The sequence below is a fragment of the Phenylobacterium sp. genome, assembly GCF_046290725.1.
Taxonomy (GTDB): Bacteria; Pseudomonadota; Alphaproteobacteria; order Caulobacterales; family Caulobacteraceae; genus Phenylobacterium.
Genome location: NZ_JBKBUH010000001.1, coordinates 1,092,930 through 1,109,501, shown reverse-complemented (window position 1 = coordinate 1,109,501; position 16,572 = coordinate 1,092,930). Strand labels below are relative to the sequence as shown.

General features: G+C 70.6%; 18 protein-coding genes and 1 pseudogene. 12 read left to right on the top strand and 7 right to left on the bottom strand.

All coding sequences use genetic code 11. The features are described 5' to 3' along the window. The first annotated feature begins 21 nt into the window (after positions 1-21). From rsmI to ACK41C_RS05840, 5 genes are all read left to right on the top strand, one after another. Positions 22-897: a 16S rRNA (cytidine(1402)-2'-O)-methyltransferase gene (rsmI, locus tag ACK41C_RS05860; RefSeq protein ID WP_409651432.1), complete on the top strand. Its 876-nt coding sequence runs from the start codon at positions 22-24 to the stop codon at positions 895-897. After that, positions 894-1,268 (top strand): YraN family protein, encoded by a 375-nt coding sequence (locus tag ACK41C_RS05855; RefSeq protein ID WP_409651429.1) that lies wholly within the window; start codon positions 894-896, stop codon positions 1,266-1,268. Before rsmI ends, ACK41C_RS05855 begins: the two co-directional genes overlap by 4 nt. Before the next feature lie 15 nt (positions 1,269-1,283). Beyond that, on the top strand, positions 1,284-2,099 hold the full coding sequence (locus ACK41C_RS05850) for a SirB1 family protein (protein WP_409651427.1): 816 nt from the start codon (positions 1,284-1,286) through the stop codon (positions 2,097-2,099). A gap of 69 nt (positions 2,100-2,168) precedes the next feature. Next, positions 2,169-3,116, top strand: coding sequence for a glutathione synthase (gene gshB / locus ACK41C_RS05845; protein ID WP_409651425.1), 948 nt, complete (start codon positions 2,169-2,171; stop codon positions 3,114-3,116). Positions 3,117-3,248: 132 nt separating this feature from the next. Next, positions 3,249-4,763, top strand: coding sequence for a YifB family Mg chelatase-like AAA ATPase (locus ACK41C_RS05840; RefSeq protein ID WP_409651422.1), 1,515 nt, complete (start codon positions 3,249-3,251; stop codon positions 4,761-4,763). Between the two features lie 59 nt (positions 4,764-4,822). On the opposite strand, the gene ACK41C_RS05835 is transcribed toward ACK41C_RS05840, so the two are convergent. The 4 genes and pseudogenes from ACK41C_RS05835 to ACK41C_RS05820 all read right to left on the bottom strand — a co-directional run. Continuing rightward, positions 4,823-5,248, bottom strand: coding sequence for a hypothetical protein (locus ACK41C_RS05835; protein ID WP_409651419.1), 426 nt, complete (start codon positions 5,246-5,248; stop codon positions 4,823-4,825). Positions 5,249-5,315: 67 nt separating this feature from the next. Next, on the bottom strand, positions 5,316-5,672 hold the full coding sequence (locus ACK41C_RS05830; protein ID WP_409651416.1) for a hypothetical protein: 357 nt from the start codon (positions 5,670-5,672) through the stop codon (positions 5,316-5,318). 187 nt (positions 5,673-5,859) lie between these two features. Further along, on the bottom strand, positions 5,860-6,279 hold the full coding sequence (locus tag ACK41C_RS05825) for a hypothetical protein (RefSeq protein ID WP_409653994.1): 420 nt from the start codon (positions 6,277-6,279) through the stop codon (positions 5,860-5,862). 97 nt (positions 6,280-6,376) lie between these two features. Beyond that, a pseudogene (locus tag ACK41C_RS05820) lies at positions 6,377-6,565 on the bottom strand (response regulator transcription factor); the annotation flags it as partial. 83 nt (positions 6,566-6,648) lie between these two features. Between ACK41C_RS05820 and ACK41C_RS05815 the strand changes: the two are divergent. The 3 genes from ACK41C_RS05815 to ACK41C_RS05805 are packed head-to-tail and all read left to right on the top strand — an operon-like array spanning position 6,649 to position 10,322. After that, positions 6,649-7,029, top strand: a complete 381-nt coding sequence (locus ACK41C_RS05815; protein ID WP_409651414.1) for a helix-turn-helix domain-containing protein — start codon at positions 6,649-6,651, stop codon at positions 7,027-7,029. A gap of 36 nt (positions 7,030-7,065) precedes the next feature. Beyond that, entirely contained in the window at positions 7,066-8,568 is a 1,503-nt protein-coding gene (locus ACK41C_RS05810; RefSeq protein ID WP_409651412.1) for a response regulator, read from the top strand. 35 nt (positions 8,569-8,603) lie between these two features. Next, positions 8,604-10,322: an AmpG family muropeptide MFS transporter gene (locus tag ACK41C_RS05805; protein WP_409651409.1), complete on the top strand. Its 1,719-nt coding sequence runs from the start codon at positions 8,604-8,606 to the stop codon at positions 10,320-10,322. Here the strand turns inward: ACK41C_RS05805 and ACK41C_RS05800 are convergent. The 3 genes from ACK41C_RS05800 to rlmN form a co-directional block, all read right to left on the bottom strand. Continuing rightward, a complete protein-coding gene (locus ACK41C_RS05800) occupies positions 10,308-11,141 on the bottom strand; it encodes a serine protease (RefSeq protein ID WP_409651407.1) in 834 nt (277 codons plus the stop codon). The genes ACK41C_RS05805 and ACK41C_RS05800 overlap by 15 nt on opposite strands. Before the next feature lie 4 nt (positions 11,142-11,145). Then, positions 11,146-11,574, bottom strand: coding sequence for a DUF350 domain-containing protein (locus ACK41C_RS05795; RefSeq protein WP_409651405.1), 429 nt, complete (start codon positions 11,572-11,574; stop codon positions 11,146-11,148). Between the two features lie 70 nt (positions 11,575-11,644). Then, complete coding sequence (gene rlmN, locus ACK41C_RS05790) at positions 11,645-12,808, bottom strand: 23S rRNA (adenine(2503)-C(2))-methyltransferase RlmN (protein WP_409651402.1); 1,164 nt, start codon at positions 12,806-12,808, stop codon at positions 11,645-11,647. Positions 12,809-12,980: 172 nt separating this feature from the next. Between rlmN and ACK41C_RS05785 the strand changes: the two genes are divergently transcribed. From ACK41C_RS05785 to ACK41C_RS05770, 4 genes are read left to right on the top strand one after another with little or no spacing between them, the layout of a single operon-like run. After that, complete coding sequence (locus tag ACK41C_RS05785) at positions 12,981-13,982, top strand: NADPH:quinone oxidoreductase family protein (RefSeq protein WP_409651400.1); 1,002 nt, start codon at positions 12,981-12,983, stop codon at positions 13,980-13,982. Between the two features lie 54 nt (positions 13,983-14,036). After that, positions 14,037-14,900 (top strand): SDR family NAD(P)-dependent oxidoreductase, encoded by an 864-nt coding sequence (locus ACK41C_RS05780; RefSeq protein WP_409651397.1) that lies wholly within the window; start codon positions 14,037-14,039, stop codon positions 14,898-14,900. After that, complete coding sequence (locus ACK41C_RS05775; protein ID WP_409651394.1) at positions 14,897-15,634, top strand: 2OG-Fe(II) oxygenase; 738 nt, start codon at positions 14,897-14,899, stop codon at positions 15,632-15,634. Before ACK41C_RS05780 ends, ACK41C_RS05775 begins: the two co-directional genes overlap by 4 nt. 55 nt (positions 15,635-15,689) lie before the next feature. Then, a complete protein-coding gene (locus ACK41C_RS05770; protein WP_409653929.1) occupies positions 15,690-16,571 on the top strand; it encodes a DMT family transporter in 882 nt (293 codons plus the stop codon). The last annotated feature ends 1 nt before the right edge of the window (position 16,572 follow it).

Genomic DNA, 16,572 nt, shown 5'->3' with positions numbered 1-16,572 from the left:
CAAGCGGCGAAGCCTTCACCCATGTCCCGCCGCCCGCCGCCGCCTGAGCTTTCCGACGCCCCGCTGGCGCCCGGCCTCTATGTGGTGGCGACCCCAATCGGCAATCTGCGCGACATCACCCTGCGGGCCCTGGACGTGCTGGCCGGCGCCGATCTGGTCCTGGCCGAGGACACCCGGGTGGCCGGCAAGCTGCTCTCCGCCTTCAACCTTTCCAAGCCGCTGGAGCGCTATGACGAGCATGCGGCCGAACGGACCGGCCCGAAGGCGCTGGCGGCCTTGGCGAACGGCGCGCGAGTCGCCCTGGTCTCCGACGCCGGCACGCCCCTGGTCTCCGATCCCGGCTATCGGCTGGTGCGCGGGGCCCTCGCGCAGGGACACGCGGTGATCCCCATTCCCGGCGCATCGGCCCTGCTGGCGGCGCTCAGCGTGGCGGGCCTGCCGACCGACCGCTTCCTGTTCGCCGGCTTTCCGCCGCCGAAGTCCGCTGCGCGGCGGACCTTCTTCGAGGAGCTGGCGGGCCTGCGCGCCACCCTGGTGTTCTTCGAAGGCGGCTCCCGCCTCGCCGCCAGCCTGGCGGACATGGCCGACGTGTTCGGGGCCCGCGAGGCGGCCGTGGCCCGGGAACTGACCAAGCTCTACGAGACCGTGCTGCGGGGATCGCTCGCCGACCTGGCCGCCGATCCGAGGCTCGCTGCGCCCAAGGGCGAGATCGTGGTGCTGGTGGGGCCGGGGCGGGAGACCGCAGCCACGGCGGCCGACGCCGATGCAGCCTTGGCCGATGCGCTGTCGCGCCTGCGTCCCGCCGAGGCCGCCGCCGAGGTGGCCAAGGCGCTCGGCCTGCCCCGCCGCGACCTATATCGCCGCGCCATGGCCATGCGTCAGGAGCGGGAGGAATGAACGCGGCCCGTCGGGCGCGGGGCGCGGCCGCCCGGCTGGCGGGCCGCCGGGCCGAGGCCTGGGCGGCGCTGTGGCTGATGCTGAAGGGCTATCGAATCCTCGGCTTCCGGCTGCGCACGCGGCTGGGCGAGATCGACCTTCTGGCGGTGCGCGGCCAGGTCCTGGCGGTGGTCGAGGTCAAGCAGCGCCGCACCCTCGCGGAGGCCCTGGAAACCGTCACCCTGGAGCAGCGCGAACGGCTGCGCCGGGCGGGCCAGGCCGTCGCCGCGCGACGGCCCCGCTTGCAAAATCTGACGGTTCGGCTCGATTTGGTGGCCCTCGCGCCGGGACGCCTGCCGATTCACAGTCCCGACGCCTGGAAGGGCGGCTAGATCCGCAGGGACCGTATGACCCGAGAGGAAGCCGAAGCCGTATTGCGTGAAGCCGGCCGTGCGCCGGAGGGGGAGTTCCCCCTCCTGGAGGCCGCCATCGCCTGCGCCGTGCACGAGGACCCTGCGCGCGACCCGGAAAAGGCCCGCGAGCTGGCCCGCATGGGCGTGGAGCGCCTGACCGAGCGCCTGCAGCAGGAATCACCGGAGGAGGCCTTGGCCGAGACCCTGGCCGGGGACCTGGGCCTCAACGGCGACCTCTTCACCTACGAGCATCCGGACAACGCCTGCATCATCGCCGTGGCCGAGCGGCGCAAGGGCCTGCCGGTGGCGCTGGGGGTCTATTACCTGCACGTGGCGCGCAAGTGCGGCCTGACCGTCAAGGGTGTCGATTTTCCGGGCCACTTCCTGCTGCGCATCGAGACCCAGGAAGGCCCCCTGGCCATGGACCCGCACAGCGAGGGCCGGGTGGTTCTGCCCTCGGAACTGACCCGGCGGGCCCTGCACGCGGGCCTCACCCCCGACGTGGCTGATCGGCTGGACCGGCTGATGGCGCCGGTCAGCGACCGGGCGGTGCTGATCCGGCTGCAGAACAACATCTTCGCGCGGGCCAGCGCGGCGCGGGATTTCGCCCGCGGGGAACGGGCCGCCCTGCGCCGGGCGCTGCTCGATCCCGGCGATCACCGCCCCTGGCTCGACGTCGCCGCCGCCCGCGAAGGCCAGGGGGCGCTGGCCGGCGCCCTGCAGGCCCTGGCCCACGCCTCCACCCTCGACGGCGGGGCGGCCCTCGCCGCTCGGGCCCAGCGGGAGCGGGTGCGGCTTCGCCTCAACTGAGCGCCAGCGCTGGCGCTCGCGCTTCCTGCCGCCTATGTCAGGCGCCTTAGCCTTAGGGAGCCGCCGCCCATGCCGTTGAAGGTCGCCGTCCAGATGGACCCGCTGGAGTCCGTCAATATCGAGGCCGATACGACCTTCCTGATGCTGCTCAACGCGCAGGAGCGGGGGCACGAGCTCTTCGTCTACACGCCCGACCGCCTGGCCATGGAGGACGGCGTGGTCACCGCCCGCGGGCGGTCGGCCACGGTGCGGCCGGTGAAGGGCGATCACGTGACCTTCGGCGAGTGGGAGGTGCGCGAGCTCGCCGAATTCGACGTGGTCCTGCTGCGCCAGGACCCGCCCTTCGACATGGCCTACATCACCTCGACCCATTTCCTGGACAAGGTCCACCCCAAGACCCTGGTGGTGAACAACCCGACCGAGGTGCGCAATGCGCCGGAGAAGCTGTTCGTCACCGACTTTCCCGGCGTGCAGCCGCCGACGCTCATAACCTCGGATTTCGAAGCCCTGCGCGAGTTCCGGGATCGCCAGGGGGACATCGTGCTCAAGCCGCTCTACGGCCTCGGCGGCTCGGGCGTGGCGCGGCTGCTGTCGGACGACCCCAATCTCGACGCCATGCTCGACCTGCACCGGGCCATCGGCCGCGAGCCGGTGATCGCCCAGAAGTTCCTCCCCTCCGTCGCCAAGGGCGACAAACGCATCCTGCTGGTGGACGGCGAGCCGGTGGGCGGCATCAACCGGGTGCCCAAGGAAGGCCAGATCCGCTCCAACCTCGCCGTCGGCGGCCGGGCCGAGGCGGTCGAGCTCTCGCCGCGGGACAAGGAACTCTGCGCCATCATCGGCCCGGAGCTGAAGCGGCGGGGCCTGATGTTCGTCGGCATCGACGTGATCGGCGACTATCTCACCGAGATCAATGTCACCTCCCCCACCGGCGCCCAGGCGCTCAAGCGATTCACCGGCGTCGACGCCACGGCGATCCTGTGGGACCGGATTGAATCCATGCGAGCCACGGCTTAGCTTCTGGATGAAGAGACGCCGCTACGTCGCGGAAACGTCTCACTTTCCCGAATAGTTCTGTTTTTGTTCTTGATCCGACCCGCAAGCCATGCTGGGCTTGTGGATAATTGCTTTGGATTTCTAGGATCGGGCATGGCTTCGCGGGTGGTCACGGTCGCCTTCCAGGGAGTGGAGGCGCGTCGGGTGGACGTGGAGGTCCAACTCACCGGCGGCGAGATGAAGTTCATGCTGGTCGGCCTGGGCGACAAGGCCGTCGCCGAAAGCCGCGAGCGGGTGCGGGCGGCCTTCGCCGGGCTCGGCCTGGCCATGCCCTCGCGCCGCATCATCGCCAACCTGGCGCCCGCCGACCTGCCCAAGGAGGGCAGCCATTACGACCTCCCCATCGCGCTGGCGGTAATGGCGGCCATGGGGGTGATACCGCCCGACGCCCTGGCGGAATGGGCGGCGGTCGGCGAGCTGTCGCTGGACGGCCGCATCGTCGGCGTGGCCGGCGCCCTGCCCGCGGCCGTGGCCGCCGGCGCCATGGGACTGGGCCTGATCTGCCCGGAGGCCTCGGGGGCGGAAGCCGCCTGGGCCGGCGAGACCCGGATCCTGGCCGCCCCGTCGCTGGTGGCGGTGGTGAACCATTTTCGAGGAACCCAGATCCTCTCGCCGCCCAAGCCCGGGCCGATGACCGACGGCGATCGCGTTCCCGACCTACGCGAGGTGAAGGGCCAGGAAAACGCCAAGCGGGCCCTGGAGATCGCCGCCGCCGGGGGCCACAACCTGCTGTTCACGGGCCCGCCCGGCTCGGGAAAGTCGATGATGGCCGCCCGCCTGCCAGGGCTCCTGCCGCCGCTCTCGCCCGCCGAGCTGCTCGAAACCTCGATGATCCACTCGGTGGCCGGCCTGATCGCCAAGGGCGAGCTGACCCGCGCCCGCCCGTTCCGCAGCCCCCACCATTCCGCCTCCATGGCCGCGCTCACCGGCGGCGGCCTGCGCGTGAAACCGGGCGAAGTCTCCCTGGCGCACAACGGAATCCTGTTTTTGGACGAGCTCCCCGAGTTCAGCGCCCAGGCCTTGGACTCACTTCGTCAGCCCCTGGAAACGGGCGAGGTGATCGTGGCGCGGGCCAACGCCCATGTCCGTTATCCCGCCCGGTTCCAGCTCATAGCGGCGCAGAACCCCTGCAAGTGCGGCCTGGGCGGGGCCGGCCGCGGGGCCTGCGGTCGGGCCCCGCGCTGCCAGACCGACTATCAGATGAAGGTCTCGGGGCCCTTCATGGACCGCATCGACCTGCAGGTGGACGTGCCACCGGTCACCGCCGCCGACCTCTCCCTGCCCGCGCCGTCGGAAGGCACGGCCGAGGCCGCCGCGCGCGTGGCCGCCGCCCGCGCCCTGCAGGCCGAGCGCGCCGGGGAGTCGGGGCCGACCCTCAACGCCCGCGCCGAGGGCGACTTCCTGGAGAAGATCGCCGAGCTCGAACCCGCCGCCCGCAGCCTGCTCGCCAAGGCCGCCGAGGCCGGCGGCCTGACCGCCCGCGGCTGGACCCGCACCCTGCGCCTGGCCCGCACCATCGCCGATTTGGAAGGCTCCGGCTCGGTCCGCCGGGTGCACGTGGCCGAGGCGCTGATCTACCGACGCGTGGGCGCGCCGGCCATGGCTTGAAAAACGCTTCTCTCGCCAACACCGTCGAGGCGCGGTCAGGAGGTACAGCGAACGTCGGGCTAGCGGTTTGGGCTTTCCCGCCGCCCCTCGGCCCAGGCGCCGACACCTATCGCGGCTAAAACCATATAACTCCAGATCACCAAACCATAGACGTAGGCGCGGGCGCGGACCTCTGAATCCACAATCATCGCGACGTGTGTGACGACGTTCAGCAGCTGGAATGCCGTCGCAAATAGCAGCCAAGTTCGGTCGCTATACGCCGCCAGCGCAGCGAATGCGATCAGCACGCCAACGTCGACGGCCAATACGCTCCACTGAGGGTCGATCCAGTTGTCGTAGTTATAGACACTGCGGCTGATCAGCCAGCTAATCGCCCACAAAACCGCCACCAGACGCTCCGGCCGCCCACCTCGCCAGAACGCCAGGATGCAAACAACCACCAGCGCCACGAACCAGACCTGCTGAGGCAGGGTGCGAAGAAACACGAAGCCCTCCAGAGCATCGAAGGGCTTCGATGATGTCAGAATTCGGCGCCGGTCCGAAAGACGAGACCTACGCCACGTCGGCGATTCGGAGCGCGCGGTTTGTACGCGCGTCCGCCATCAGCGGCTTCACATCGGGCACTCCGCTCAACACTACCGCCCCCAGTCCGATCTGGGTCTTGGCCAGGTCGAGCTCCTTGTGGGTCTCGACGATGGCGCGGCGGGCGCTGGCCAGGGCCGCGATGGCTTCGCTGGCGCGCTCCACCGCATCCTGTCCGATCAGGGCCGAAAGGCCGGCGTCGGCGCGCAGTTCCGGCATGACGCAGGCCAGCCTGGCGGTCTTGGCCAGGGCCGCGTCGATGGCGGCTTCGGCTTCGAAGAGGTTCGCCGCCACCTGGTCGGCGATGAGACGACGTTGCTTGAGCATGAACAGTCCCCCTCGCGCCGGGGAGGCCGGCGCGGTTCGTTAGTCCCGATTTTCCGGGAGTGCGGCCCTCGGCCGCGAGGGCCTCAGACCAGATTCTGCAGGGCGTGAAGGCCCGCCAGCAGCGCTCCGAAGGCGAGCGCCGAAAGGATGGCGATCAGGCCCACGAGCCCCAGCCTTGCGGCCGGGCTCAGGTCGTTGCGGCCGAACCCTCCGGCGGATCGGCCGGGAAGCCTTCGTCCAGAAGCGCCCAGGCCAGGCAGAGAATCTCGCGCCAGACCATCTCCGGCGGCTTGAACCGCGCCGTCTTGCGCGTGGCCGAAATCAGGTCCCGCGCCATGCCGGCCCTGATCGGGCAGCCCGCCAGATCGGCCAGTTGCCGCTCCAGCTGGCTCCAGCAGATCGGCGGCGCCTGCGGCTCCGACGGTTCCGGCTCGGGCCAGCGCCGGGCGAAGGTCTCCGCCTCGCGGCGGATCCGCATCGCCTGCCGCACCGCCGACCGGCGGCGCCCGACCGCGGGATCCATCTCCAGGTCCGAGGTCCGGGCCCTCACGTCGGCCAATTCGCTCAACCAGTCGCCCATCTGGCGCACCTCCTTGTTGGAGGTCATCGGGCCACGGACGGGGCCTGGCGTCTGTCCTGATCGCGTCCTGTCCCGATCCAATCGGGACAGAGGCGGCGTGGTCGGCGAGCCGGCGGGCGGCCTCGTAACGGTCGCTTACCCCCAGCTTGCGCCGGGCGCGGTCGCAATAGGTGTCGACCGAGGCCTTGGACATGCCCAGCTGCCGGGCGATCTGCTTGGAGGAAAGGTGGCGGTCGACGAGCCGCAGGCATTCTCGCTCCCGAGGAGTCAGGAGTTCGACAGGATTCTCGACCGTCCCTTGCGGCGCGCGCATAAGATGAGCAGGTTAACCTCTCGCGCAAACCGCCGCTAGCCATGGCGGCGCTTGGCCACATTCTGTCTCAGAACGGAGATCCCATGCCTCTCGACGACGCGACGGGACCCGATCCGGTCGACATCGCCATCGGCGCGCGGATACGCCTGCGGCGCAAGAGCCTGGGCGTCAGCCAGAGCGCGCTCGCCGATCGCATCGGGGTGTCGTTCCAGCAGGTGCAGAAGTACGAACGCGGGGCCAATCGCGTGTCCGGCTCGACCCTGGTCCTCGCCGCCCAGGCGCTCGACACCACTGTCGGCTGGCTGGTGGGCGAGGAGGGCAAGCTGGCCGAAGCCGACGAGGGCCTGGTCCGGGCGCTGGGCGTCAACGGCGCGGCCGAGCTGGTGGAGGCCTATGCCGCCATCCCGACCGCCGCGGCCCGCAGCGCCCTCCTGGCGCTGGCCGAGGAGATGGCGAACCGGTAGCGCGCCGTTAAGCCGCAGGGCCTAGGCTCTGAGCCCATGCCCCGGAAGCCCCGCCCCGCGAGCGTCAGCGCCGAGCAGCTGGCCTCTCTGAGCCACGAGTTCCGCACGCCGCTGAACGGCGTGCTCGGCATGGCGCGCCTCCTGGAAGGCACCCGGCTCACCGCCGAACAGCGCGCCTATGTGGCCGCCCTGCGCGATTCCGGCGAGCACCTGCTGGGCCTGGTGAACGACGTGCTCGATTTCGCCAAGCTGGGCTCCGATCGCATCGAGCTGCATCCGTCCACCTTCGAGGTGGAGGCCCTGTTGCGGGCCGTGTGCGAACTGCTGTCGCCCCGGGCGCGGGAAAAGGGCCTGGAGATCGCCTGGGCCGCGCCCGCGGGGATCGGCCAGGTGTTGGCCGACGAGGGGCGCCTGCGCCAGATCCTGCTGAACTTCGCCGGCAATGCGCTGAAGTTCACCCGCGAGGGCGGGGTGCTGATCGCCGTGGCCGAGCGCGGCGGGGCCCTGCGTTTCACCGTCTCCGACACCGGGCCGGGAGTCAGCGAGGCGGCGCGGGAGAAGATCTTCGAGGCCTTCGAACAGGCCGATCCGTTCCACGACATGCAGCTGGGCGGCGCGGGGCTAGGCCTGGCCATCGCCCGCAAGCTCGCCGTCGCCATGGACGGGAGCGTCGGTGTCGAGACCGCGCCCGGCGGCGGCGCGGCCTTTTGGTTCGAGGCCAAGCTGCCGCGCCTGGCCGTGCGGCCGGAGCGCCTGCTGGCGGGGCTGACCGTCGCCGCCGCCTCGCCCAATCCGATCGTGCGCCAGGCCGCCCGCCTGCAGCTCGAGGCCGCCGGCGCGCGGGCGCATGAGACGGCGCGCCTCGAAGGCCTGGGCGAGGCCGACGTCGTCCTGCTCGACCATGCGCTCGCCTCCGGGCGGATCCTGAAGCGGCCGGCGGGTCGCACCGCCATCGTTCTGCTGGCACCCGAGGACCGCGGGCGGATCGAGGCCTATCGCGCCGCCGGCTTCGCCGGTTACCTGATCAAGCCCCTGCGGCGCGGCTCGCTGGTGGAGCGCGTGCTCGCCGCCGCCGGAGCGGAGGCCCACCGCCACGAAGCCAGCGAGGACGACCGCATCGCCCCGGCCAGCGCCCCGGGGACGCGGGTGCTGCTGGTGGAGGACAATCCGATCAACGCCCTCCTGGCCCGCACCCTGCTGACGCGCGAAGGCTGCGCGGTGGATCAGGCCGGCGGCGGCGAGGAGGCGCTGGCCGCCGTGGCGGTCGGCCGTTACGACCTCATCTTAATGGACATGCGGATGCCGGGCCTCTCGGGGCTGGAGACCACCCGGCGCCTGCGCGAACAGGGGGTCGCAACCCCGGTCGTCGCCCTGACCGCCAACGCCTTCGAGGAAGATCGCCACGCCTGCCTGGCGGCCGGCATGGACGATTTCCTGGTCAAGCCCCTGGCCCCCGACGCCCTGCGTGAGGTCTTGGGTCGCATGCGCGGCAGGACCTCCGGCTGGACGCCCGCCCCGCAGCGCGCCAATTTCGCCTGACATCGCGGGGGGCGCCCCGCGCAGCGGGGATGTCCATGACCAGCGAAGCCGAGACCGGAGAGGGCGAGAAGCGCGGCGCGCTGCAGGCGCTGGCCGTTTATCTGGAGCGCCGCTCCCTGGTCATGCTGGCCCTGGGCTTCTCCTCCGGCCTGCCCAACCTGCTGATCTTCGACACCCTGTCGGCCTGGCTGCGCGACGCCGGGCTTTCGCTGGAGGTGATCGCCTTTTTCGGCCTGGCGACGCTCGCCTATTCGCTGAAGTTCCTGTGGGCGCCGCTAGTGGACCGGGCGACGGTGCCGGGCCTCACCCGCCTGCTCGGCCACCGCCGGTCCTGGATGCTGGTCTGCCAGGGCGCGATCATGCTGGGGCTGTGGGGCGTGGCCGGGACCGATCCCATCGTCAGCCTGGGCCTGATGGCGGCGCTGGCCGTCCTCGTCGGCTTCGTCTCGGCGACCCAGGACATTGTCATCGACGCCTGGCGCATCGAAGCTGCGGTGACCGAGAAGCAGGGCGCCATGGCCGCGGCCTATCAGTGGGGCTACCGGATCGCCATGATCGTCGCCGGCGTAGCGCCGCTCGCACTCTCCGACTATGCGGGCTGGAGCGTCTCCTACGCGATCATGGCCCTCCTGATGCTGGTGGGCGTGCTCGGCGTCGTCGGCGCCCCGCGCGAAGCCCAGCACGTCATCCGCCGCATCGACACCGGCGGCATCCCCGCCGCGCCCGCGCGAGACGCCCTGGAATGGACGATCCGGCTGGCGCTCTTCGTGCTCGGCGCCCTGGTGCTGGGATCGGGCCTGGCCGGCAACGCCGCCATCCTGCAGGCGGGGCTTTCCACCGTCGGCCTGACCGGCGCCGGAGAGGCCGTGGCCGAGGTCTGGACCGGCAAGCCCTGGGGCGCCTTCTTCCAGGTGGGCGGCGTGGCCCTGGGCGGGATCGTCATCTTCCTGGCCGCGCGCCCGGCCCCGGGGCTGAGGACGCGGCCCGGCCGCTATATGAGCGCCGCGCTGGGCGAGCCCCTGGCCGACTTCTTCGGACGCTACGGCAGGTCCGCAGCCGCCATCCTGGCGCTGATCTGCGTCTACCGGTTGTCGGACTTCGTGCTGAACATCATGAACCCGTTCTACCTGGACATGGGCTATTCGAAGCTTGAGATCGCCGAAGTCCGCAAGGTGCTGGGCGCGGTGATGTCGGTCATCGGGGTGGGCCTGGGCGGCTTCGCCATCGCCCGGCTCGGCCTGATGCGGTCTCTGGTCATCGGCGCCTTCGCCGGCCCGCTCTCGAACCTGGTCTTCGCCTGGCTGGCCCTGCAGGGGCCGCAGCTCTGGGCGCTCAGCGTGGCCATCGGGGTCGACAACATTGCCTCGGGCTTCGCCGGCACCTGCCTGATCGCCTACATGTCCAGCCTGACGGGCCAGGGCTTCACCGCCACCCAGTACGCGCTCTTCTCCTCACTCTACGCCTTGCTGGGCAAGCTGGTCGCCTCCCAGTCCGGCCGGGTGGTGGAAGGCGCGGCCGGGGCGGCCGACGGCGGCGCGTTCGTGGGCTTGACCGCCCTCTTCGCCCGCCTGCCGCCGGAGGCCTTCGCAGGCGCCATGGAGAAGTCCGGCGTCACGCCCGCCGCCCTGGGCGCGGGCTATGTGGTCTTCTTCGTCTATTCCGCCCTCCTGGGGACGCTGGGCGTCGCCCTGGCCTTCTGGGTCGCGCGCTCGGCCGCGCGGCGGGAAAAGGCGGCCAGGTCAGGTGGTCTGTAGGCAGATCACCTGGGCGACCCGCAGGTCGCGGCGCAGGGCGTCGGAGACGCGGCCGTAGTTTTCCGGCGTGATCGGTTCGCCGAGCGCGAAGTCCGAGGGGCGGCGGTCGGCCTCCATCAGGGCCTCGGCCACGGTTTCCGGCGCGGTGGTGTAGATGCGGCCGCGCCGCGGCGCCTCGGCGACGGTCACCCCGATCACCCGGCCGGCGGCGTCGAGGGCCGGCGCGCCGGAGAGCCCGCCCAGCGAACCTTTCAGATTGTCCGTGCGGCCGGTCTCGGCCCAGGCCAGGACCGACTCCGTGCGCGCGCCGCGCCCCCGCACCACCAGGTTTTCGCGACCCAGCAGGCGCGAGGTGGCCTCGCCCGGCGCGCCCTGCGGATAGCCGGGATGGAAGGCTCGGTCGCCGCGCCTCAAGGGGCGGTCCAGGCCGAGCGGCAGGGGCGGCGCACCCCCCTCGGTGGTCAGGACGGCGGCTTCGCCGTGGGGATCGATCCGCACCCGGGCCTCCACTCCGCGCCCTTCGGCCACCACGATGGCGGCCTGGGTGCAGCCGTCCACCACGTGGCGCGCGGTGACCCACACGCCGCTGTCGGCCACCGAAAAGGCGGTGCCGGCGCCGGGCTTCACCTGCTGGGCCACCTCCACCACCACTTCCGGATCGAAGGGCGAGGCGGGACCGAGCGGCAGGCCCTCGTCGCCCGGCATGGGCGGCGGCGGCGGCGGGGCGTCGGCGCGCTCCTGCCGGCCGACCGCGGCGACCAGCAAGGCGGTCACTACCGCCGAATAGACCAGCCAGTCCGGAAGTCGTGGAAAATGCATGGGCCTAGCCGCTGACTGCTGCGGCGATGATCAGGGCCGTGGCGATCTTGGCGCCCACCAGGAGCGCCGCGGCCGAAACCTCGCCCTCCTGGATCCGCTGGGGCAGGCCGCGCAGCAGCATGTCCACCAGCCGGAAGATCAGGAGCTGCAGCACCACGGTGGAGGCCCCCCAGACGCCGATCTCAATCATCGAGGTGGACGAGCTCAGGGAGGCCGCCAGGGGAATGGCCAGGCCGATCAGCACCCCGCCCAGGGAGATCGCCGCCGCGGCGTTGCCGGCGCGGATGAGGGAAATCTCCCGGTGCGGCGTCATCAGCACATAGATCACCGCCGCGGCCAGCAGGATCAGGATGGTCACGCCTGCATGCAGCAGGGTGATCGGAAACCCGGTGGCGAAGGCCTGGATCTCGGGCGACTGCAACTGTGGCGGCATGAGGGGGTCCGCTCGACTTCGAAACTGGGCCGCATGGTTAGCACGGAGCGGCCACGCTTGGGCAACCGGTTCAGGCGGCGGGCGAATCCGTCGCAATCCGGCGCCGGGCGCTGGCGCGCAGTTTTTCGCTCTCCGACTTCAACTGGCCGCAGGCGGCGAGGATGTCGCGACCGCGCGGCGTGCGGATGGGCGAGGCGTAGCCGGCCTTGTTCAGCACGGCGGCGAACCGCTCGATGGTCGCCCAGTCGGAGCACTCGTAGTCCGTACCGGGCCAGGGATTGAACGGGATCAGGTTGATCTTGGCCGGAATGCCCTTCAGCAGCTTGACCAGGGCGAGCGCCTCGGCCGGGCTGTCGTTGACGCCCTTGAGCATGACGTACTCGAAGGTCACGCGCCGCGCATTTCCGAGCCCCGGATAGGCGCGGATGCCCGCCATCAACTCGGCGATCGGGTACTTTCTGTTCAGCGGCACCAGCTTCTCGCGCAGCGCATCATTGGTGGCGTGCAGCGAGATGGCCAACATGGCCTGGGTGCGTTCGCCGAGCGCCTTCAGCTCCGGAACCACGCCGGAGGTGGAGACGGTGATCCGGCGCCGGGAAATCGCGATGCCTTCATTGTCGGCGATGATGTCGATGGCGTCGGCGACGTTGTCGAGATTGTAGAGCGGCTCGCCCATGCCCATGAAGACGATGTTGGAGAGCCGGCGATCCTCCTTGGGGCTCGGCCATTCGGAGAGGTCGTCGCGAGCCACCTGCACCTGGGCGACGATCTCCGCCGCCGTCAGGTTGCGGACAAGCGCCTGGGTGCCGGTGTGGCAGAAGGTGCAGTTGAGCGTGCAGCCCACCTGGCTGGAGACGCAGAGCGCGCCCGAACGGCCGACATCAGGGATGTAGACCGTCTCGACTTCGATTCCCGGGGCCATGCGGATCAGCCACTTGCGCGTGCCGTCGCGGGAGACCTGGCGCTCCACCACCTCGGGACGGGCCAGGGTGAAGGCCTCGGCCAGTGCGGCCCGGGTTTCCTTGGCCACGTCGGTCATGGCCGCGAAGTCGGTGACGCCGTAGTGGTGGATCCAGCGCCAGAGCTGGCTGGCGCGCATCTTCGCCTTCTCAGGCTTCACCACGCCGGCCTCCACCAGCGCAGCCGCCAGCGCCTTGCGGGTCAGGCCCGAAAGGTTCGGCTTGGCGGCGACGGGCGCGGCGGCCGCGCGCGAAAGATCAAGGGTGACGCCCAAGGGAGGAACTCGCTGTCCGGAAGAGCCTGGAATATAGGCGATGCCTTGCCGGCTTCCAAACGGAGCTGCGTCGCATCCGGACTCAAACAAATGTTCGCCTGCGCTCTTCCGCCGCTTCCGGCGCTGCGCTAGCGTCCGCCGCACTTTTCCAGAACAGGCGGGAGACGCGAGCATGAAGGCGCTGTTGAGCAAGGTGGTGGGCGGTCCGGAAACGCTCGTTCTGGAAGACGTCGCCTCGCCGGAGGCCAAGCCGGGCTTCGCCGTGGTCGAGGTCAAGGCGGTCGGCGTCAACTTCCCCGACGTGCTGATCATCGAGGACAAGTACCAGTTCAAGCCGGCCCGCCCGTTCTCGCCCGGCGGCGAGGTCTCCGGCGTGGTCAAGGCCGTCGGCGAAGGCGTGACCAACGTCAAGCCTGGCGACCGGGTGCTGGGCAACACCGGCTGGGGCGGCATGGCCCAGGAGATCGCCATGGAGGCCGGGCGCCTCACCGTCATTCCCGACGCCATGCCGTTCGACGAGGCGGCGGCCTTCATCATGACCTATGGCACCTCCTATCATGCGCTCAAGGATCGCGCCGACCTGAAGCCGGGCCAGACCCTGCTGGTTCTGGGCGCCGCCGGCGGCGTCGGCCTGGCCGCGGTGGAGCTGGGCAAGGTGATGGGCGCCCGGGTGATCGCCGCCTGCTCCAGCCAGGAGAAGGTCGACCTCGCCAAGGCCCATGGCGCCGACGAGGGCGTGGTCTACGGCCGCGGCCCGTTCGACCGCGACGGACAGAAGCAGCTGGCCGAGCTCTTCAAACAGGCCTGCGGCCCCAACGGCGCCGACGCCATCTATGACGCCGTGGGCGGCGACTATGCCGAGCCGGCGCTGCGCTCCATCGCCTGGGAAGGCCGCTATCTCGTGGTCGGCTTCGCCGCCGGCGACATCCCGAAAATCCCGCTGAACCTCGCGCTCCTGAAGGGCTGCGAGATCGTGGGCGTGTTCTGGGGCGCCTGGGTCGGCAAGAACCCTGGGCGCCACGCCGAGAGCGTGCAGGAACTGCTGAAGTTCTACGAAGCCGGCAAGATCAAGCCGCACGTCTCGGAGCGCTTCCCGCTCGACAAGGCCGCCGACGCCATCCGCCACCTGGCCAGCCGCCAGGCCATGGGCAAGGTGGTGGTGACTATCGACTGACGTCAGGAGAGCCGCTAGTTATCGCCGATCACATAAAAGCGCGGGGGATCGGACATGGCGGGGCGGCTCGAAGGCAAGGTGGCGGCGATCACCGGCGGTGTCTCGGGGATCGGGCTGGGGACGGTGGAGCTCTTCGTCGCCGAGGGCGCGAAGGTGGTGGCCGCCGACATCCAGGACGAGAAGGGCGCCATGCTGGAGAAGCGATTCCCCGGCCAGGTGGTTTACGCCCGCTGCGACGTCACCTCCGAAGCCGAGATCGAGGCCGCGCTGAGCCGGGCGAAGTCGGAGTTCGGCGGCCTCGACATCCTGTTCAACAACGCCGGCATTTCCGACCGCATGACCTCGATCACCGAGGTCACGGCCGAGGGCTGGAGCTGGATCTACGACATCCTCGTCCGCGGCCCGGCGCTCGGCATGAAGCACGCCGTCCCCCTGATGCTGGAGCGGGGCGGCGGATCGATCGTCAACACCGCCTCCATCGCGGGACTGCAAGCCGGCTGGGGTCCCATCGCCTACTCCTCCGCCAAAGCCGCGGTGATCCATATGAGCCGGGTGGCCGCAGCCCAGCTCTCGCCGCAGAAGATCCGGGTGAACGCCATCTGCCCGGGCCTGATCGCCACCTCGATCTTCGGCGCCTCGCTCGGGCTGCCGCGGGAGGTGGCCGACCAGATGGCCGCGCGCGTGGCGGAAAACGCCGCCAAGGTTCAGCCTGTCCCCAAGGCCGGCATGCCCGACGATATCGCCCAGGCCGCCCTCTATCTCGCCTCCGACGCCGCGGCCTTCGTCACCGGCGCGCATCTGGTGGTCGACGGCGGCATCACCGTCGGCAGCCGCCATGCCTGGGACCAGGCCTCGCCCTCGCCGTTCATGGCGATGTTCGGCGAGATGGCGCCCCCCGCCATGGCCGGCCAGAATTGAGCGCGGCGGCGACCAGGCTGTCCTTCGCCGGCGGGCTCGATCCCGCACGCCTGGCGCCCACTTTCGCGCGCCACGGCCGCATCCACCTGCCGGGCGTGTTCGCCGAACCGGCCGCCAAGGCGGTGGGACGGACGCTGGCCGGGACGGTTCCCTGGCATAAGTCGCTCACGGCCCACGGCAAGAGCTACGACGTCGGGCTCGACACCCTGGAGGCCATGCCGCCCGAGCGCCGCGCCGAGCTTGAGGCGGCCATCGCCGAGGCGGGCCGCATCGGCTTCCAGTACCTGTTCGACGCCTGGCGGCTCTCGGACCTGATGGAAGCCGGCCAACGCAGCGGCGGCGCCCTGGCGCCGCTGGAGGCCGTCTATGATTTCCTGAACGGCCCCGTTTTCCTGGATTTCGTCCGCAAGCTGACGAACGACCCCAGGCCGGCATATGTGGACGCCCAGGCCACCCGCTACCGGGCCGGCGATTTCCTCACCGCCCATGACGATGCCGTGGAAGGCAAGAACCGGCTCTACGCCTATGTACTGAACTTCACCCCCGTCTGGCGGCCGGACTGGGGGGGGCTGCTGCTGTTCTACGACCACGACGGCCATGTGGCCGAGGGCTATACGCCCAGCTTCAACGCGCTGAACATCTTCCGCGTCCCCCAGTTGCACGCAGTGACCCAGGTGGCGAGCTTCGTGGCCGCCGAGCGGCTGTCGATCACGGGCTGGATCCGTGAGCGCTGAGGCGGGGCCGCCTCCGGTCCAGCCCGCCCAGGTCCGGGCCCCGAAGACGGACAACCTGCGCGGCGCGCTCTGGATGCTGGCCTCGGCGCTCGGCTTCACGGCCATGACGACCCTGATCAAGTTCCTGGGCGACGACTATCCCGCGGCCCTGCAGACCTTCTACCGACAGTTCGCCGGCTTCATCATCCTGCTGCCGGTGATCATCCGGATGCGCGGGGCGGCCTTCGCCACCACCCGGCCGGGGATCCTGATCTTCCGCTCCGCCGCCGGCACGGTGGGGATGATCCTCTCCTTCTACGCCTTCCAGAAGATGCCGCTGGCCGACGCCAATGCGCTGTCCTTCACCCGCACCCTTTGGCTGGTGCCGCTGGCGGCCTTCGTGGTGCGCGAGACGGTGGGTCCCTTGCGGGTCGGGGCGGCGGTGGTCGGCTTCGTCGGCGTGCTGATCATGCTGCGGCCGGGCGCCGGCGGCGCTTTCGCCGTCGACCTGCCGGCGCTGGCCATGCTCGCCTCGTCGTTCCTGTTCGCCCTCACCATCACCGGCATGAAGGTGATGACCCGCGACCATTCCCCCACCGTGCTGCTGGTCTGGGCTGCGACGCTCGGCCTGGTGCTCGCCATCCCGGGCGCGATCTTCACCTGGCGCTGGCCCGAGCCCGTGGACCTCGCCCTGCTGGCGGCCATGGGCGTGCTGGGGACGGTGACCCAGGGCTGCTACATCAAGGGCATGGCGATCGGCGACGCCGCCGCCATGGCCCCTATCGACTATGTGCGCCTGGTCTTCACGGTGATCGTCGGCTTCCTGCTGTTCTCGGAGATCCCCAGCATCTGGACCATCGCCGGGGCGGGCGTGGTGGTGGCCTCCACCCTCTTCATCACCTGGCGGGAGCATCGCGCAACACGGGCCGCCGCGGCCGCGAGGCTAACCGACGCCTGAG